The following is an 18,193-nucleotide window of genomic DNA, read 5'->3' as shown; positions in this document are numbered from 1 at the left end:
ATTATATTTCTTCATGCTGGTTTTGATGCACTGCTAAACTTGATCTGATTTTAGAAATCACCCCAATTGGGTTTAATTTTCACTCATCAATCCAGATGTTAATTAGGTTCCATTGACGTTTTTTGAGAAACTGTTCACGGTATAAAATCCCTTCCATAACTTGTTTTCTTGAAGTGGGAATGGGGATGTTAAAGTCAATGGCAAGATAAGGGATATTATTAAAGTAAAAGACAAATGAGAAAAAGTAAGCCCCTTCATTAACGTTACGTTTAATCTCAAACTCTCCACCAAAAATTGCCTGCAGTTGGTTGAAGAAATCATTTTCAACTGCCAGTTCATACTTTGCTTTTGTTTCTTTTCTTTTTACCGCTTGAAAAGTGATTTTCTCACCCTGGTTTTTAGCCATCGCTTCACAATAAAGCAGATATTCAACTAACAGTTTACTACCCAAGGAACTGGAGCTTAAACCATTGTAGTCTTCTCCTCTATTTGTCTTAAACAGTTCTATTCTTTGTTTAGCTCTAGTTATCGCTACATTTAGTCTGTTTTCTCCACCTTGCTTACTAATAGGACCATAACTATTTACTGAACGATCATAACCTAAAGAAAAGATGATGATATCCCTTTCATCACCCTGCACATTTTCAATGTTTTTCACAAATAATCCTTCATATTCACCAACATCATTTTGTCTTTCTCTTCACTCGTTAAGTAATGGATTGTTTTGTTTATCAATTAGATATTCAATTAGATCTGCTTGGTTTTTATTGAAACAAATTACACCAAGTGACTTTTTGTAATCATTGGTTGTTGTTAGTTGTTCTAAGCGTTGCACAACATCACGTGCTTCTTGGAGATTCCGGTTGTTTTTTCAGATACCATCTATTACATCATGGACAATAAAAACCCTTTGATCAGCATTAGCTTTATTCATAAAGATTAATTCATTGTCATAGATCCTGTTATTAGTAAAAGCAATCAGATCAGCTGAATCACTGCGGTAGTGGAACTTAAGTAAAGTTAAGATTCTTGAACGGTTCTTTAAAAAATGAAGTAGAGAACTGGAGTGAACAGCAGCTTCTATATTGCCATCTTCAAACTCCTCATCAACATCATACTCAGCACGTGATTGGAAGAAGTTAGCTGGTTTTAACTGTTTAGTGTCCCCTGCAATAATGTACTTATCAGCTCTAAATAAGATAGGAATTGCTCTTTCTAGAAATACTTGACTAGCTTCATCAATAACCACATAGTCATACAAACCACGTTGGTTAGGGGTTAGAGTTGCTGCAGACTCAAGGGTCATAATGTGCACTGGAAAGAGTTTTTTTAAGAGTTCAAAATGTTTTTTAAACCACCAAGTAATCTCTTTTAAAACTGGGTTTTTTGCTTGTCTGCAGATCTCCAATAGTTCATCTTTATTAGTTTGATAAAGCTGAAAAAAGTTGTTTAAAATAGTTGTTTTAAGCAGTTTCTTACAACTTGCTACATAGCTTTCAATCCCATTAAGATAAGCTTGTTTTGTTTTAATAATGTTTGACTCAAAACTAACGAGTTTTTCCAACAGTGGCTTGGCATGAAATTGGATAAATCAAGAAAAGAACCATGGGGTTGGGTTTTCATTAACTTGGTTGATGAAATTCAACTTGATTGTTTCAAACTTAGTAGGAGATTGGAAACGTTGTAAACTAGTGTATTGTTCAACATCCTGTTTCAGTTGTTTTAAGAGCAATTGTGATTTATTGCTAGGCTTGTAGAACAAAACATGCTTAGGACTGATAACTGTATTAAACTGTTCAAAGTGTTCCAACACATAGTTTAAGACCTTTCGTTTTTTGGTTTGGTTTAGAAGCGATTGCAACTGATAGAAATTATCAATACCATTCCAGCGCTGACTAAGTTCTTTTTTCAACTCTTGGTAACTTAAGTGTTTTTCTAATCACAATGGATTTGAAAAGACGCGCACTCACTCATCAAAACGTTCATATTCTTTAATCTTGATGTAACTAGCATCCAACATCTGAAAGCTACTGACAATCTCTTTGAAACTAAACAGATTTTCACCAGAATTTATCTTGGTGTCATAAAGAGCTTGTAATGCTTGAAATGCCCCTAAAATATCATCCACCCATTTACCTTCAAATGTTGGTAAAGTAGCATCCAAATCTTTCTTGGAAAAGTAAGTAGTGAAATAAGTTTCAAACTCAGCAAACTGGTTATAAAAGCGTTTCTTTTCAGCAGCAACACTAGCGTTGAAAAGTGCGATGTGTTTAAAACTACCAAGACGGTTGTAAACAACATCAAGTGCAGTTACTTTTTCAGAAACAAACAATACTTTTTTGTTGTTTAAAACAAGGTTAACTAAGATATTAACAATTGTTTCAGATTTCCCTGTGCCAGGTGGGCCTTCAATAATTAAATCACCAAGTAAAGCTTGCTTAACTGCATACTGTTGGTAGATATCAAGGTGACTGAAGAGATAGGTATCTTTTAAATCAAATTGTTCACGGAATTCCCGGTTTTCTAACAACAGATCTCTTCTATCTTTTAGAAGTTCATCTAATACATCAGGATCAGTGTTTAGAATCTCATTAAAGTTTTGGAACAGCTGATCACCCTTAACATCAAAGATCCCCAAAAGAACGTTGTTAATAAGATAGTTAGTTCGTTTTTCAGTATTAAAATCACTCTTTGCTTTTTTACTAAAACTCTTCAATTCAGAAGTTAAAGGCATTCTAAACTCATATTCAAGTTCACTAAATACCTTTAAAGCATCATTAACATCTATCTTAGTAGTATCATAGTTATTTTTAAACAAACTATTACGTTTGTTGGTTTCAACTCCAATAATAGTAGGGTTTAAAAAGATCTCTTCTTTGTTAATTTCTAATCAGAAACGTTCAAAGCGTGGGGAAACTTTGAGTTTAACTCCAACATAAAGTAATGGAGCTCGAAAGATATCGTTAAACTCATTAATCCCTTCAATAACTGGTAAAGCTAAAAACAAACTTTCACTACCTGTTTCACGAAAGTGTTTGTTTACTTGTTTATAAAAACGAGCAATTTCATTTTGAAAGTGTTTATAAACACTAGTTTCTATCCCAAATAGTTGCTTACCATCTTCAACATCTATCTCCTTTAATCTTGTTAAGTTAAATTCAAGTTTATCCTGTTGGTTCAAAAAGTCAATTAAACCATTAATAGAAGTGTTTTTTAACTCACTACAGCACTTAATTAATTCAGCAATATCAATGATATTACTTGAGGTTTGTGGTAATCAGAAACTAACAGATTTGGTTTTGGAATTAACAAGTCTGTTTTTCAGTCACTGTCAGTCGTTCATGGCGATATTTGATTATAAAGGGAAGTTTTAAAGAGTTAAGCAATCTAAAGGGATTAATATATTAGTATGAGTGCTTAATTTAAATTATTAGTAGTGAATCTTCAAAGTAACTGTTTCTATAAAAATAAATCAGGTTTTTAACTATTCAATGGCGTAGCGTTGATCAAGGAATTGATCGCTACTTGGGAAGCTTCATCTTTTTTCACTGGATAAGCAGTTTTAATGGTTCCACTAGTTCCCGTATTTGTATGATTCATTGAATAAGGAACAACAAAGGAAAAGGTTTGACTAACACCCCCTCCATTATTATTTCCCATTGATTGGGTGTCCTTCCCCAATTTCGCTTTGATGTTTTTAGTTGTTAGGAGTTTTAACAAGTTGGTCATATTGTTCAAATCACTACTTGATTGTCACTTGTCAGGTTCAATTAACCTGTTGTAGGTGTTAGTGGTTTGGTAAGCCTTCACCTTGTTGGGTTGGTAGAGTTGGAAGGAGGCTAACCACATTCCTCGCCTCTCCATTACTTTCAAACAAGATGCCGATCCTTTCTAACGCTTGTTTGGTGTTGAGGTATTTATTAAATGTTCCAGAAGAACCACCTCCACTTGTTGAAACAAGAGGCGCATCCCCTGCTGCCGTATTTTCTTCACTATTCCACCCATTACTATCCTTCCCTTTGCCCTGCTTGGTCCCATCAATTAGTTGATAAATTGGTCAGGATTGATCCAATTTTCTATAAGCGTTGCCGGTAGTGAGTTTAAACCCAGTTGAAGCATTTGGGCTGGGATTGTCATTCAGACCAATGGAGTGGCGCGTTGAGTGGATCAATTAGTTGCTTGCCCACTACCCAGATGCACCTCTATCTGGCTTTTGCCCTTCTCTTTGGCCAAACTGCCATTGAGCGTATACTTAGTCAAAGGTTGTTCGATTTTTTTAGATAAATTAGTTATAAAAACTATTCATTAAATAAAAAAAGACCATAGGTTTTTAAACCTATAGTCCTTAATTTTTGCTTGGTGCTTACCTATTCTCAGTATTACTACCTACATTTAGCTCCACTGTGCTTAACTGCTGGGTTCGGGATGGTTCCAGGTGTTTCCACAGCGATATTAGCACCAAACAAAAACGACAATCTTTTAGTTGATAAATACCTTTTATCAACCAATAAGTCCTCGAGCAATTAGTATTACTCAGCTCAACATATCACTATGCTTACACCTGTAACCTATCAACGTCATGGTCTATAACGGCTCTTACTTTCCTTTAACAGAAATGGGAAGATTAATCTTTGAGATAGTTTCACACTTAGATGCTTTCAGCGTTTATCTAATAGACACGTTACTACCCAGCGGTGCAGCTGGCGCTACAACTGGAGCATAAGCGGTGTCCTCGCTCCGGTCCTCTCGTACTAGAAGCAAAGCTCTTCAATCTTCCTGTGGGCACAATAGATAGGGACCAACCTGTCTCACGACGGTTTGAACCCAACTCACGTATCTCTTTAATCGGCGAACAGCCGAACCCTTCGAACCTGCTTCAGCTCGAGGATGAGATGAGTCGACATCGAGGTGCCAAACACTGCCGTCGATATGAACTCTTGGGCAGTATCAGCCTGTTATCCCCGGAGTAGCTTTTATCCGTTGAGCGATGGCCATTCCATACTGAACCACCGGATCACTATGACCTGATTTCTCACCTGTTCGACCTGTAAGTCTCACAGTCAAGCACCCTTATACCATTACACTCTAAATACGATTTCCAACCGTACTGAAGGTACCTTTGTGCGCCTCCGTTACCTTTTAGGAGGCGACCGCCCCAGTCAAACTGCCCACCTAACACTGTCTTGAAACTGGATCACAGTTACCAATTAGAACAAAACATAACCAAGGGTAGTATTCCACATTTCACATCAACAAATCCTTGCGAACTTGCATCAATTGCTCCTACCTATTCTCTACATGGTGGTGTTTTGATCAATATTAAGCTACAGTAAAGCTTCACGGGGTCTTTCCGTCCCGTTGCGCCTAACGGGTGTCTTCACCCGTACCTGGATTTCACCGAGTCTATAGCCGAGACAGTCAAGAGATGGTTACACCATTCAAGCGGGACGGAATTTACCCGACTAGGAATTTCGCTACCTTAGGACCGTTATAGTTACGGCCGCCGTTCACTGGGGCTTCAGTTAAAAGCTTTGCAATAAATTGCTAACCTCCTTCTTTAACCTTCCAGCACTGGGCAGGTGTCACCCCATATACATCACCTTACGGTTTGGCATAGAGTTGTGTTTTAGTTAAACAGTCCCCCCTCGTTCTTCACTGCGGCTTACTTTTAGATAAGCACCCCTTCTCGCTAACTTACGGGGTTAATTTGCAGAGTTCCTTGGCTATAGTTCACTCGCTAACCTTAGGATCCTCTCCTTGACTACGTGTGTTCGTTCTCGGTACTGGTTACAGTTAAATTAGCCCTAGCAGCTTTTCTTGAAAGCATGATTAATTGCCACCTTCGCTACTTGATCACTCGTTCACTCGACATCACCACTCAGTGTTATGCACAACGGATTTGCCTATTGTACCACCTTATGGTTTATCCCCAAATCCAATAATGGGGGTGGATAACCTTCTTTGTCACTCCATCAGTCTAACTGTAAGTACAGGAATATTAACCTGTTGTCCATCGCCTACGCTCTTCAGCCTCAGCTTAGGTCCAGACTAACCCTGGAAGGACGACCCTGGTCCAGGAAACCTTAGTCAATCGGTTTGGGAGATTCTCACTCCCAAGCGTTACTCACGCCGGCATTCTCACTTGTATTGGATCCACCAATGCTCACGCTTTGACTTCAACTCCAATACAACGCTCGTCTACCACAAGATAAAAATATCTTATCCATAAATTCGGTAATATACTTAGCCCCGTTACATCTTCGGCGCAAAAACACTCGACAAGTGAGCTGTTACGCACTCTTTAAACGATGGCTGCTTCTAAGCCAACATCCTTGCTGTTTTAGCACTTTCACATCCTTTTCCACTTAGTATATTTTGGGGACCTTATTTAATGATCTGGGCTCTTCCCCTCTTGACAATGAAGCTTATCCCCCACTGTCTGACTGCAAGAATAAAATAAATGGCATTCAGAGTTTAATTGTATTCAGTACGCCTAGGTGGCGCCATCATACATTCAGTAGCTTTACCTCCACTTATTTGTGATCTTACGCTAGCCTTAAAGCTATTTCGACGAGAACCAGCTATCACGGATTTCGATTGGAATTTCACCCCTAATCACAAGTCATCCGCTATCGTTTCAACGAGAGTCGGTTCGGTCCTCCAGTTAATGTTACTCAACCTTCAACCTGCTCATGACTAGCTCAACCCGTTTCGGGTCTATGATAACAAACAAACGCTCTCTTAAAACTCGCTTTCGCTACAGCTCCCCATCTCCTGGTTAACTAACGCTTGCTATCATAACTCGCCGGCTCATACTTCAAAACGCACGCCATCACACATTAATGTGCTCTGACACGTTGTAGGCATATGGTTTCAGAATCTATTTCACTCCCATCTCTGGGTTCTTTTCACCTTTCCCTCACGGTACTGTTTCGCTATCGGTCACTAATTAGTATTTAGGCTTACCCAATGGTCTGGGCAGATTCACTCAAAATAACGTTTTTCGAGCTACTCAGGTTTCTTGCTAGGTATTAAAAAGATTTCAAATACGGGGCTATCACCCTCTTTGGCGCTGCTTTCCAACAGCTTCTTCTATCCTTTTAACTTCCATAATGCAAGCCCTACAACCCCTATCCTCAGATAGGTTTGGCCTGTTCCGCTTTCGCTCGCCACTACACACGGAATCACATTCGTTTTCTTTTCCTGTGGTTACTGAGATGTTTCACTTCACCACGTATCGCTTTAATTAACTATGAATTCATTAATTAATGGTAACTTTTGCAAGCTACCAGATTGCTCCATTCGGACACCTCCGGATCTCAGGTTTTTACCACCTCCCCGAAGCTTATCGCAGGTTAACACGTCCTTCATCGCCTTTTAGTGCCAAGGCATCCACCATAAGCCCTTAGTAACTTATTGTATTGATCCTTTGGTATTTATTTTTGGAACTAGAAAGATTGTCGTTTTCAGTTTTGAAAGAACTGTTCAAAAACATTCTTTCAGAACTGGATACAAACTGACCAAATGTGTTAGTTGTGAGACCAAACATTGATTTGGGTTTTAACACCGAAAAAATTAATGGGTGTTTAAGATAAATAAAAAATAAAAACTCCATTTGAAAGGAGGTGATCCACCCCCACGTTCTCGTAGGGGTACCTTGTTACGACTTAACTCCAATCACCGGTGCTATCCTTGACATGCGCTTCCAATAAAGGTTAGCAACACGTTTTTAAATATTACCAGCTTTCATAGTTTGACGGGCGGTGTGTACAAGACCCGAGAACGTATTCACCGCGACATAGCTGATTCGCGATTACTAGTGATTCCAGCTTCATGAGGACGAATTGCAGCCCTCAATCCGAACTGAGACCAACTTTTCAGATTTGCTCACTTTTACAAGTTGGCTACTGTTTGTATTGGCCATTGTAGCACGTTTGCAGCCCTAGACATAAGGGGCATGATGATTTGACGTCATCCCTTCCTTCCTCCAATTTACATTAGCAGTCTCGTTAAACAATGTAACTAACGATAAGGGTTGCGCTCGTTGCGGGACTTAACCCAACATCTCACGACACGAGCTGACGACAACCATGCACCACCTGTCACTCGGTTAACCTCCATTATGTTTCCATAACTTTGCCAAGGATGTCAAGTCTAGGTAAGGTTTTTCGTGTACCGTCGAATTAAGCAACATGCTCCACCACTTGTGCGGGTCCCCGTCAATTCCGTTTGAGTTTCATTCTTGCGAATGTACTACCCAGGCGAGATACTTAATGTGTTAACTTCACTACCGAAGGGATCGCTCCGACAGCTAGTATCTATCGTTTACGGTGTGGACTACTAGGGTATCTAATCCTATTTGCTCCCCACACTTTCAAGCCTAAGCGTCAGTAATGGCCTAAGTTTTCGCCTTCGCCACTGGTGTTCCTTCATATATCTACGCATTTCACCGCTCCACATGAAATTCCAAAACTCCCTACCACACTCTAGACTGATAGTTTCCAATGCATACAACTGTTAAGCAGCTGCCTTTAACACCAGACTTTTCAATCCGCCTGCGCTTGCTTTACGCCCAATAAATCCGGATAACGCTTGCGACCTATGTATTACCGCGACTGCTGGCACATAGTTAGTCGTCACTTATTCAAAGTGGTACAGTCAAACTCCAGCCATTGCCTGCTAGAGTCATTCTTCCCAAATAAAAGAACTTTACAATCAAAAAGACCTTCATCGTTCACGCGGCATTGCTCCATCAAGCTTTCGCTCATTGTGAAAAATTCCCTACTGCTGCCTCCCGTAGGAGTATGGGCCGTGTCTCAGTCCCATTGTGGCTATTCTACTTCTCAGCATAGCTACACGTCATTGCCTTGGTAGGCCATTACCCTACCAACTAGCTGATATGGCGCACCCTCATCAAATAACGAACCCTTGCAGGTCCTTTCAACTTTAATTCATGCGAACTAAAGTTCTTATGCGGTATTAGCTAGTTTTTCAACTAGTTATCCCCCATTATAAGGTAGATTGGATACGTGTTACTCACCCGTTCGCCTCTAAAGTATTGCTACTTCCGATCGACTTGCATGTATTAGGCATGCCGCCAGCGTTAATCCTGAGCCAGGATCAAACTCTCAGAAAAAATTGACAGATTGCATCCAGTTTTGAAAGAACATTTTTGGCGTTAACAAAGGTGTTAACAGCGCAAAGATTATATATGAATTTTTCTTTTTTGTAAGAAAGACTGCTTATTTAATTAGTAAAAAAACAACAAATAAAAAGAGAAAAATTGGGTAACAATAGTTAATAAATAAGTAAATAATTTGGGTGAATTCTCTTTATTTAATGTTTAAATCCCCATAACTATTCAACGGCGTAGCGTTGATCAAGGAATTGATCTTGACAGTTGATTTTTGATCTTTTTTCACAGGATAAGCAGTTTTAATGGTTCCTGATGAAATTTGATTACTATGATTCCCCGAATAAGGAACAACGAATGAGAAGGTGTCTTGGATTGAAAAACTCCCATTGATTGGACCATTTAATCCCGTGTCGTTGGTCACTAGATCCTTATACCCCGTTTTACTATCTAAGCTAGTTGTTGTTGATCAAGCAAGTGCTTGGTCTTTGGTACTACTACTACTACTACTACTACTACTACTACTACTACTACTACTATCATACCCCACACTCCCCGCTTTAAAGCCACTGAAGATGATTTGATCATTGACACTGTCAATGCCACTGATCAGATATGCAAGTTGGGTGAAAGATTTGGAATGGAAGTTGTGGGAATTGGTACTGGTAGTTTCCTTATACCCCAACTGGTTCTCAACAAATTGTTTTTGTTTGTCTTCCCCTCAGTCTAAATTGGTATTAGCAAACCAGGTGGGTTTGTTACTTGCATTTTCCTGTGCACTCCGCTCCACCACCCAGTACCACAAGCTGGGTAGAAAGCTGTTACCCATCACGACAATGTGGTTGTTGGTGACTGCTAGCTTGCTGGTAGAAGCATAATAGAGTTGGGTAACCACATTCCTCATTCCATCCCCATCAAACAAGATGCCGATGCTCTCTAACGCTTGCTTGGTGTTGAGGTATTTATTAAATGTTCCAGAAGAAGCACCCCCTCCTGTACTTAGGGGCGCATCACTTTTAGCTTCGTTTTCTTCACTATTCCACCCACTACTATCCTTCCCTTTGCCCTGCTTGGTCCCATCAATTGGTTGGTAAATTGGTCAGGATTGATCCAATTTTCTATACGCATTGCCGGTAGTGAGTTTAAACCCAGTTGAAGCATTGGGACTGGGATTGTTGTTTAGGTCATGTTGGTTGCGTTGACTGGTTCACTGATTTGCTTGCCCACTACCCAGATGTACCGCTACTTGTGTCTTACCCTTCTCTTTGGCCAAACTACTGTTTAAGGTATACTTAGTCAAAGGTTGTTCTAGGATCAATTCTTGCAAAACTTCGTTCATGGTTGTTGAAACATTCGGTACATCTAACTGATATTTTTTCACTACCCTTCACTTGATGCCAATGTTGGTGGAATTAGTAAATTCAACGATGTAGGCGGGTTTGTTAGCTTGACTAGTTGAATCAAAACTAATCTGGTTATTTGAGCCACTTGAACTATATGTAAGCTTCACATCCTTGGACTTGAACAACACAAACAAGTTGGTGTTATGGATGGTTTGGTCGGAGATTTGATAGGAAGAATCAAGTTGTGCCAAACTAACCAGATCACTTTTAGAATCGGTGATGGGGGTGGCGAAGTTTAATGTTTTTATTAATTAAATAAAGGTAAAAACTAACGCTTTTTTAACCATTAAGCAAATAAAAAACTAAGAAAAATTTGCGACTTCTTTGACCAATAAACTGATAAAAATTTGAGACTTTCTTAAATATTAAACAAATAAAAAACTAAGAAAAATTCAAAACTTTTTTAACTATTAAATAAGTAAAAATCTTATAAAAACCACCATTCACCTCCCCAAACCCAGGTAAATTCCCATCTTTTTCATTCGTTTTATCCCATTTCTGCTCACTATCCTTGTTAAATTGATCATTACTATCCCCACTCTTATTGATCAAGACCGGAATAGTTCCTAACAGTGCTCTTAACAACAGTTGATTTCGTTGCGGGTTATTCTTATTAGTGAAAGTCAATGCGTTGATCCAGTCACTGGTGGGACTGATGGAATTGGGTAAAAAGGAATAGGTGGTTGTTTTTTTGGCTGAGGAGCCACCAGCTGAGGTGGGATTAAAGGGGGTACTACTATTGCTAGGTTTCACCTGTTCAAAAGGAATGCCGTTATTGTTGTTATTAGCTTTTCTATAACCTGCTCCTGTTCAGATGTCAGGTGAAAAGTTAGGTATAAACACCCACCGGGTGTTTTCTTTATTTAAATGTTGAGTGATCATTGATTTAACCCCAACATTGATGTTAGAAAAAGTGGGGAGGGGGGTTGAGGAAGCAGAAGTTGAAGGGGAGGGGGAGTTGGAGAAGGGTTTACCATTGCCGATTCAGGGGAGAAAGTCTAAGTCGCCCCCATCCCCCTCTCTCTTGTTATCTCATCTGTACTCAACACCGGTTTTCAAACCTTTCCTTGGGGAAACTCCTTCTGTGAATCCAACTTCTTATTGCTCTCATCTTTAAACGGCTTTTTGGCAAAGTCGTTGGATTGTAGTTCGCCTTGATTGACATTACTCCCCCTTTCCACCTCTATCTTAAGGGCCTTGGCTCGAGTGGATGTAGCCATACCACTCATGGATGAAGCAGTTGTTTCACTGAGTTTCTCCCCCATCTTTCCTGTATCCTTCATTGGACTCCCACTCTTCAACCTTTGGGTGGGGTTGAAGGATGATTGGGTTGCTTCCACTTCCAAACTCTCTTTGACTACTTGGTTATTCAGGTTGTGGTACTCTAATACCACTTTTGGCACTAGTAACAGAAAATAGAGGTTGGGGGAATTAGATCCAGGAAAGCACAGTTGAAATTAAGGGATTACGGTTTTTATTTTTTCAGATAAAGTAAGAAACAGTTTCCTTACAAACTCGTTTCAATTCCTTTGTTAGTTGTTCATGACTATTAAACTTCTTACTTTGGATAACACTTTCTAAAGTTCTTTTAACAGAATGGGCTATCTTTGTCATTAAAGGATTGGAATCAAGTGCAAAGAAACAACCCCTTGTTATTAAGGTTGGAATCCCAATGATGTTATTATTCTTATCAAAAACAACAATAACAGCAAACATCCCATCACGACTAAGGATTTGTCTTTGCTTAATTATTCTTGCAAGATCAGGAGAAGAGTTATGACTCTCTATATAAATAGGATCAGCATTAATAATTTCATTGGAATAATAAAGTTCTTCATCAATTAAATACATTACTTGGCCATTACTTAAAAGCGCCACATCCTCGCTTTTAATGCCACATTCATTAGCAATGTTTTTTATGGTTCGCATCATCTTAAATTCACCATGGATAGGAATTAAGTATTTAGGAAACATTAAATTTAGCATCAACTGTAACTCTTGTTGAGTGGCATGACCTGAGGCATGTAGTTTTAGTTGGGATGAATTTTCATAAATAGCAACACCAAACTTAGAGAGTTCATTAAGCAAGTTTTCAACTGCAGCATAATTACCTGGAATTGGATTTGAAGACATAATAATGGTGTCAGTTGATTTTAAGCTCACCCAATTATGCTTACCACGTGCCATTGTGTTTAAAGCAGCAGCCTCCTCACCTTGTGAACCAGTGCACAAGATTAAGATATTACGATCAGGATAGTTTTTGATATCACGAACTTCCACAATATCATTACTATCAATTGCCATCAATCCAATTTTGCGTGAAATATTAACATTAACATCCATTGATTTACCCAATAAACAGATCTTGCGTTTGTTGTTTAAAGCAATCTCAATAATTTCATTAATCCGTGTGATGTTAGATGCAAAAGTAGTTAAAATAACCCTACCCCTTGCTTCTTTTAAGATCTTTTGGATGTTTCTGTAAATTAACTTTTCACTTTGGGAAAAACCTGGTACTTCAGCATTAGTAGATTCACTCATAAAAACATGGACATTGCGCTCGGCAATTTTCACTACTTTATGAACATCTAACATCTCACTCCCAGCAGCAAAATCAAACCGGTAGTCACCGCTTTGAACAATGTTGCCATTAGGGGTTTGCACACAGATTCCAAAAGCATCGGGAATCGAGTGGTTTACCCGGTAAAAATCAATTTTGAAGTGTTTGGTTTGAAACTCACTAAAATCATCAAAAGTAACTATCTTATTGAGCTTAGCATCCTTGTGCTCATTAACCTTTTTCAAGATTAATGATGCTGCGATCCTTGGTGCGTAGATAACAGGAATATCAACCTGCTTTAAAAGGTATGGTACACCCCCAATATGGTCTTCATGACCATGGGTAATAAACAATGCTTTAACCTTACTTTGGTTTTCAATTAAGTGTTCAAAACTAGGGATAATCCCATTGATGCCAAGTAGATCATCACTAGCAAATTTAATGCCACAGTCAATAATGATGATTTCATCATCATATTCAATCCCATACATGTTTTTACCAACTTCTTGGATACCACCAAAAGCATAGATTTTAGTTGGTTTTTTACCAATAAAATCACCAGGATTAAAATCCTTTATCATTGTTTATATTAGTGTTGAAATTTTATTGTGAATACTTTGTTAAAGTATCAACCAATACAAAAGAATAACAAATTATAAAAATGTTAATCTTCATCTTTCAGCAAATGACTAAATAGCTCTTGGGGTAATTGAACACTCCCAACTGCTTTCAAGCGTTTTTTACCCTCTTTTTGCTTCTCTAATAACTTCTTTTTTCTACTAACATCCCCTCCATAAAGTTTAGCTATTACATCCTTTCTAACTGCTTTGATTGTCTCTCTTGCTATTACTTTACTCCCTATTGTTGCTTGGATAGGGATCTCAAACAGATGCTTGGGAATCAATTCTTTGAGCTTAGTGCAAAACTTTTTTGCCCGCTTAAAAGCAAAGTCTTTATGACTGATAAAAGATAATGCATCAATCTTTTGTTTGTTTAACATGATCTCAACTTTTTCCAGTTGACTATGTTGGTAGTTATAAAACTCATAGTTTAACGATGCATAACCCTTACTAATCGACTTTAACTTATCAAAAAAACTGTAGATAATTTCCCCTAAAGGCATCAGATAACAGATTCTTTTTCTGTTGATATCAATCTCATTTAAACTTTCATATTGACCCCTGAAGTTTTGGCATAAATCAATAACACTGCCCAAATATTGATCAGGTAAATCAATAAAGACTTTTACAAATGGTTCACTGATTGCTTTAATCTTGGAGCGTTCTGGTAACAAAGAGGGATTGTCAATACTAATCTCTTTACCATTTGTTAACAACACCTTATATACAACTGAAGGGGGAGCTGAGATGAGTTTTAGGTTGTATTCTCTTTCCAATCTTTCTTTAATAACATCCATATGTAAAAGACCTAGAAAACCACACCTAACCCCAAAACCTAACGCTTGGGATGTTTCATATTCATATTCCAATGCTGCATCACTGATTATGATCTTTTCCATCGCTAACTTGAGGTTTTGATAATCACTGTTATCAACTGGATATAAACCACAATAGATCATGGGTAAGATCTTTTTATAACCTGCTAGGGGTTTTGTAAATTGATCATCAAAACTAACAATAGTATCACCAACCCCAACATCACGAAGTTTTTTTATCCCTGCTGAAAACCAACCAACATCTCCTGCTTGCAATTGATCTCTTTTTTCAAAAAATGGGGTTTTAACCCCTAGTTCCACAATTTGGTAAACAGAATTACTTTTAATAAAACGAACCTTATCATTAACCTTTAAACAACCATCAAATACCCTAATAAAACAAACAACCCCCTTGTAAGGATCATAGTAACTATCAAAGAGTAATGCTTTTAAAGGTCTATTAATTTCTCCTTTTGGTGGGGGGATCTTAGCTATAATTGTTTGAATTAACTGATCAATCCCTAAGTTAGCTTTTGCAGATACTAAACAGATACTGTTCTTTTCAACTCCTAATAAGTTATGGAGTGAATCTTTTGTTGTTTCAATATCAGCATTATCCATATCTATCTTGTTAATAACTGGGATAATTTCCAGGTTATTTTCCAACGCAAGATAAGCATTGGAAATCGTTTGTGCTTGAATTCCTTGGGTTGCATCTACTAACAATAAAACTCCCTCACAAGCTGCTAAAGAACGAGACACTTCATAAGTAAAATCAACATGCCCAGGGGTGTCAATTAAATGAAAAAGATAGTTGTTGTTATCAACATTAATTTTCAATTCAACAGCATTTAATTTAATGGTAATACCCCTTTCTCTTTCAATCTCCATAGTATCAAGCATTTGCGCTTGTAATAGTCTTTTTTCAAAGCCTAAACTATGTTCTAACAAGCGGTCTGATAAGGTAGATTTACCATGATCAATATGGGCAATAATAGAAAAATTTCTAATGTTTTTTTGTTCCATTAACTTAACAGTTGTTGGGCTTTTTTAATACTAAGTAGGATTGCTTTATCCATATCAATGTATTGGTAGGTTGCTAATCTTCCCAAAAGGTGTAGATTCTTTAACTTACTTGCTTTTTTTCAGTACTTTTTAAAAAGAGTATCATTTAGTGTATTGTTAATTGGGTAATAAGGTTCATTAAACCTAGGATCGTTAATTGCATAGCTGCCAGGGGTTTCAAAACTAACGATGGTTTGCGGTTTGAAAGAACCTTGGTTTGTTAGTTGTTTGTATTCCACACTCCTTGTGATTGATTTAGCTAAAGGCATATTAACAACAGGGTAGGTTTGGTATTTTTTTTGGTTAAATCTTTTTCAACTAAAGGCAAGAGAACGGTATTGCAAATGACCAAAGCAAAAGTTAAATAGCTTGTCAATTAAGCCACAGTAAACAACTGGTTTTTCTATTAAGTTATTGTTAAAAAACAGTTTTTCATCTTGATAAACTAAAAGGTTATCTTTGCAGTTTAACTGCACATCAATTAAGGGATTGGCTAACATCTTAAGAAAACTGTTTGTATAACCTGATTTAGGTAATCCCTGGATAATTGCATCAGGAAAATAACTGCTTTGTTCACTTAAAACTATCTTGACCCTGTTAATAACATTCTCATTAATCATTGCAAATGGTAAACCCCACATTTTGACACTGTATGGTTTATAAACATTACTAATTAAAAACTGATAGAGTTTTTGTGCTAAAGGATTATCAATTAGTTGTAATTCTGCTAATGATAGATGAGTATTTAAACTGAAATTTTCTTTAAAAAAACTAACGAGTTTTCTACCATCTTTTCCCATTAGTTTATAGATCTGTTGAAAATCAAAGGGTAAGGTTAAATCTAGGTTATTTTTCAATTTTAAACCAACCCGATGGTGGTAGTTATTTAGTTCAAAGAAGGGTGAGATAAAGTTAATAACAGTTTGGTTGTTAGTATGGAAAATATGGGGTCCATACTGGTGAAACAAGAGTTGAGTTTTACTATCAACTTTATCATAACAGTTACCACCAATATGATCTCTTTTTTCAACAATTAAAACCCTTTTATTGTGATTAGCTAAGATGTTAGCTAGTACTATTCCACTAATACCAGCACCAACAATTAAAATATCAAAACTATTTATGTTCACGCAACTGGGGGAAGAAAACAACATCACGGATAGAATTACATTCACATAACAACATTACCAAACGATCAATACCTATCCCAAGCCCAGCAGTGTTTACCATCCCAAAACTTAATGCTTCTAAAAACGATTCATCAAGTTCACTTGTCTCATCATTACCAAGCTGTTTTTCTTCAAGTTGTTGTTCAAACCTTTTTCTTTGTTCTAAAGGATCGTTTAGCTCACTGTAAGCATTAGCAATCTCTTTACCATTAATAAAAAGTTCAAATCGTTGGGTGAATTCAGGATTTGAAGGATCTTGTTTTGCTAAAGGAGAAACTGCTTTTGGATAATGGGTTACAAAGGTAGGTTCAATTAATGTTTGTTCACAAAACTGTTCAAAAAACAAATTAATGATGTGTTGCTTATTTTGTTGGTGTTTTGCTAGTTTAACATGATGTTTTTCTGCTAATAAAATGGCAGATTGATCATCTTTTACTGAATTAAAATCGATCCCTGTAACTTTCTTAATAAGTTCAACCATTGTTATCTTATGAAATGGTGTTTTTAGATTAATCGTTTTGTTATTTCAGTTAAAGCTAAATTGGTTTAAGCTTTCACAAAGTGATTGAATCAGCTTTTCAACAAGCACAAGCATGACTTCAAAATCTGCATAAGCTTGATATATTTCAATACTGGTAAACTCAGGATTGTGGGTAGTATCAACCCCTTCATTACGGAACATTTTACCCATTTCATAAACCTTGTTAAATCCACCAATAATGAGTTTTTTTAATGCTATTTCATTAGCAATTCTGAGATAAAAATCCGCTTTTAAAGCATTGTAATGGGTTTTAAAGGGTTTAGCATTAGCTCCTCCTAAAACAGCTTGTAAAGTGGGGGTTTCAACTTCAATAAAACCATTTTGATCAAGAAAGCTACGGATTGATTTAATAATCTTAGTGCGTTTCAGAAAAACATCACGCATTGCTAAGTTATAGGTAAGATCAAGAAAGCGCTTGCGAGCGCGGGTTTCAATATCAGTAAGTCCATGTCACTTTTCAGGTGGAACCAATAAACACTTAGCAATGATTTTCATCTCTTCAACAGCTAAAGTTAATACCTTTGTTTTAGTTAACATTGGCTTACCACTAACAACAATTTGATCACCAATATCAACAAATTCATTAAAGTAATCAAATAACTTAGGATGGATTTTTTTATTGATGTAAAGTTGGACTTGACCATCAAAATCTTGAATAATTAAAAAGGTTTGTCTAATAGCAATGATCCTTCCAGCTAGTGAGACAGTTGCTTTTTTCTTCAACTCTTCTTCTGAACATTTTTCAAATTCAACTTGAAAGCTTTTTGAAGAATGGGTTAGACTAGTTTTTGTTACTAAATAAGGGTCATTATTAGTTTGTTTTAACCTTAAAAGTTTCTGCAAGCGATGTTGGGCTTGATCATTTAAACGATCACTCATTGAAAACA

The 18,193-nt window shown here is 37.2% G+C and carries 9 protein-coding genes, 3 rRNA genes and 2 pseudogenes; all 14 read right to left on the bottom strand.

Annotated features, from left to right (window positions below; all coding sequences use genetic code 4):
- Nucleotide 1: 1 nt before the first annotated feature.
- On the bottom strand, nucleotides 2-3,343 hold the full coding sequence (locus MG_RS00800) for an AAA domain-containing protein (RefSeq protein WP_010869351.1): 3,342 nt from the start codon (nucleotides 3,341-3,343) through the stop codon (nucleotides 2-4).
- A 137-nt stretch (nucleotides 3,344-3,480) separates the two neighbouring features.
- A complete protein-coding gene (locus MG_RS03010) occupies nucleotides 3,481-3,600 on the bottom strand; it encodes an MgpC family cytadherence protein (RefSeq protein ID WP_014894407.1) in 120 nt (39 codons plus the stop codon).
- A gap of 20 nt (nucleotides 3,601-3,620) precedes the next feature.
- Nucleotides 3,621-3,837 (bottom strand): annotated as a pseudogene (locus MG_RS03005) (MgpC family cytadherence protein); the annotation flags it as partial.
- A complete protein-coding gene (locus MG_RS02960) occupies nucleotides 3,788-4,171 on the bottom strand; it encodes a hypothetical protein (protein ID WP_318023847.1) in 384 nt (127 codons plus the stop codon). The pseudogene MG_RS03005 and the gene MG_RS02960, both read right to left, overlap by 50 nt.
- A 183-nt stretch (nucleotides 4,172-4,354) precedes the next feature.
- Nucleotides 4,355-4,463: ribosomal RNA gene (gene rrf / locus MG_RS00785) — 5S ribosomal RNA — on the bottom strand.
- Between the two features lie 40 nt (nucleotides 4,464-4,503).
- Nucleotides 4,504-7,419, bottom strand: a 23S ribosomal RNA gene (locus tag MG_RS00780).
- 199 nt (nucleotides 7,420-7,618) lie between these two features.
- Nucleotides 7,619-9,136 (bottom strand): 16S ribosomal RNA (locus MG_RS00775).
- The 16S, 23S and 5S rRNA genes sit together here, the layout of an rRNA operon.
- Nucleotides 9,137-9,338: 202 nt before the next feature.
- A pseudogene (locus MG_RS00770) lies at nucleotides 9,339-10,769 on the bottom strand (adhesin P110); the annotation flags it as partial.
- Between the two features lie 148 nt (nucleotides 10,770-10,917).
- Entirely contained in the window at nucleotides 10,918-11,418 is a 501-nt protein-coding gene (locus MG_RS00765) for an adhesin (RefSeq protein ID WP_041593668.1), read from the bottom strand.
- 116 nt (nucleotides 11,419-11,534) lie between these two features.
- Nucleotides 11,535-11,939, bottom strand: a complete 405-nt coding sequence (locus MG_RS00760; RefSeq protein ID WP_244374789.1) for an adhesin — start codon at nucleotides 11,937-11,939, stop codon at nucleotides 11,535-11,537.
- A gap of 28 nt (nucleotides 11,940-11,967) precedes the next feature.
- Complete coding sequence (locus MG_RS00755; RefSeq protein ID WP_009885694.1) at nucleotides 11,968-13,677, bottom strand: ribonuclease J; 1,710 nt, start codon at nucleotides 13,675-13,677, stop codon at nucleotides 11,968-11,970.
- A gap of 83 nt (nucleotides 13,678-13,760) precedes the next feature.
- Nucleotides 13,761-15,557, bottom strand: coding sequence for a translation elongation factor 4 (gene lepA, locus MG_RS00750; protein ID WP_010869350.1), 1,797 nt, complete (start codon nucleotides 15,555-15,557; stop codon nucleotides 13,761-13,763).
- Nucleotides 15,557-16,753 (bottom strand): UDP-galactopyranose mutase, encoded by a 1,197-nt coding sequence (gene glf / locus MG_RS00745; RefSeq protein WP_193328796.1) that lies wholly within the window; start codon nucleotides 16,751-16,753, stop codon nucleotides 15,557-15,559. The genes lepA and glf overlap by 1 nt, the downstream gene beginning before the upstream one ends.
- Entirely contained in the window at nucleotides 16,713-18,185 is a 1,473-nt protein-coding gene (lysS, locus tag MG_RS00740; protein ID WP_009885692.1) for a lysine--tRNA ligase, read from the bottom strand. The genes glf and lysS overlap by 41 nt, the downstream gene beginning before the upstream one ends.
- Between the last annotated feature and the right edge of the window lie 8 nt (nucleotides 18,186-18,193).

The organism is Mycoplasmoides genitalium G37 (genome assembly GCF_000027325.1).
Lineage (GTDB): Bacteria > Bacillota_I > Bacilli_A > Mycoplasmatales > Mycoplasmoidaceae > Mycoplasmoides > Mycoplasmoides genitalium.
The sequence above is the reverse complement of the archived record's forward strand: the minus strand, read 5'-3'. Positions and strand labels throughout refer to the sequence as shown.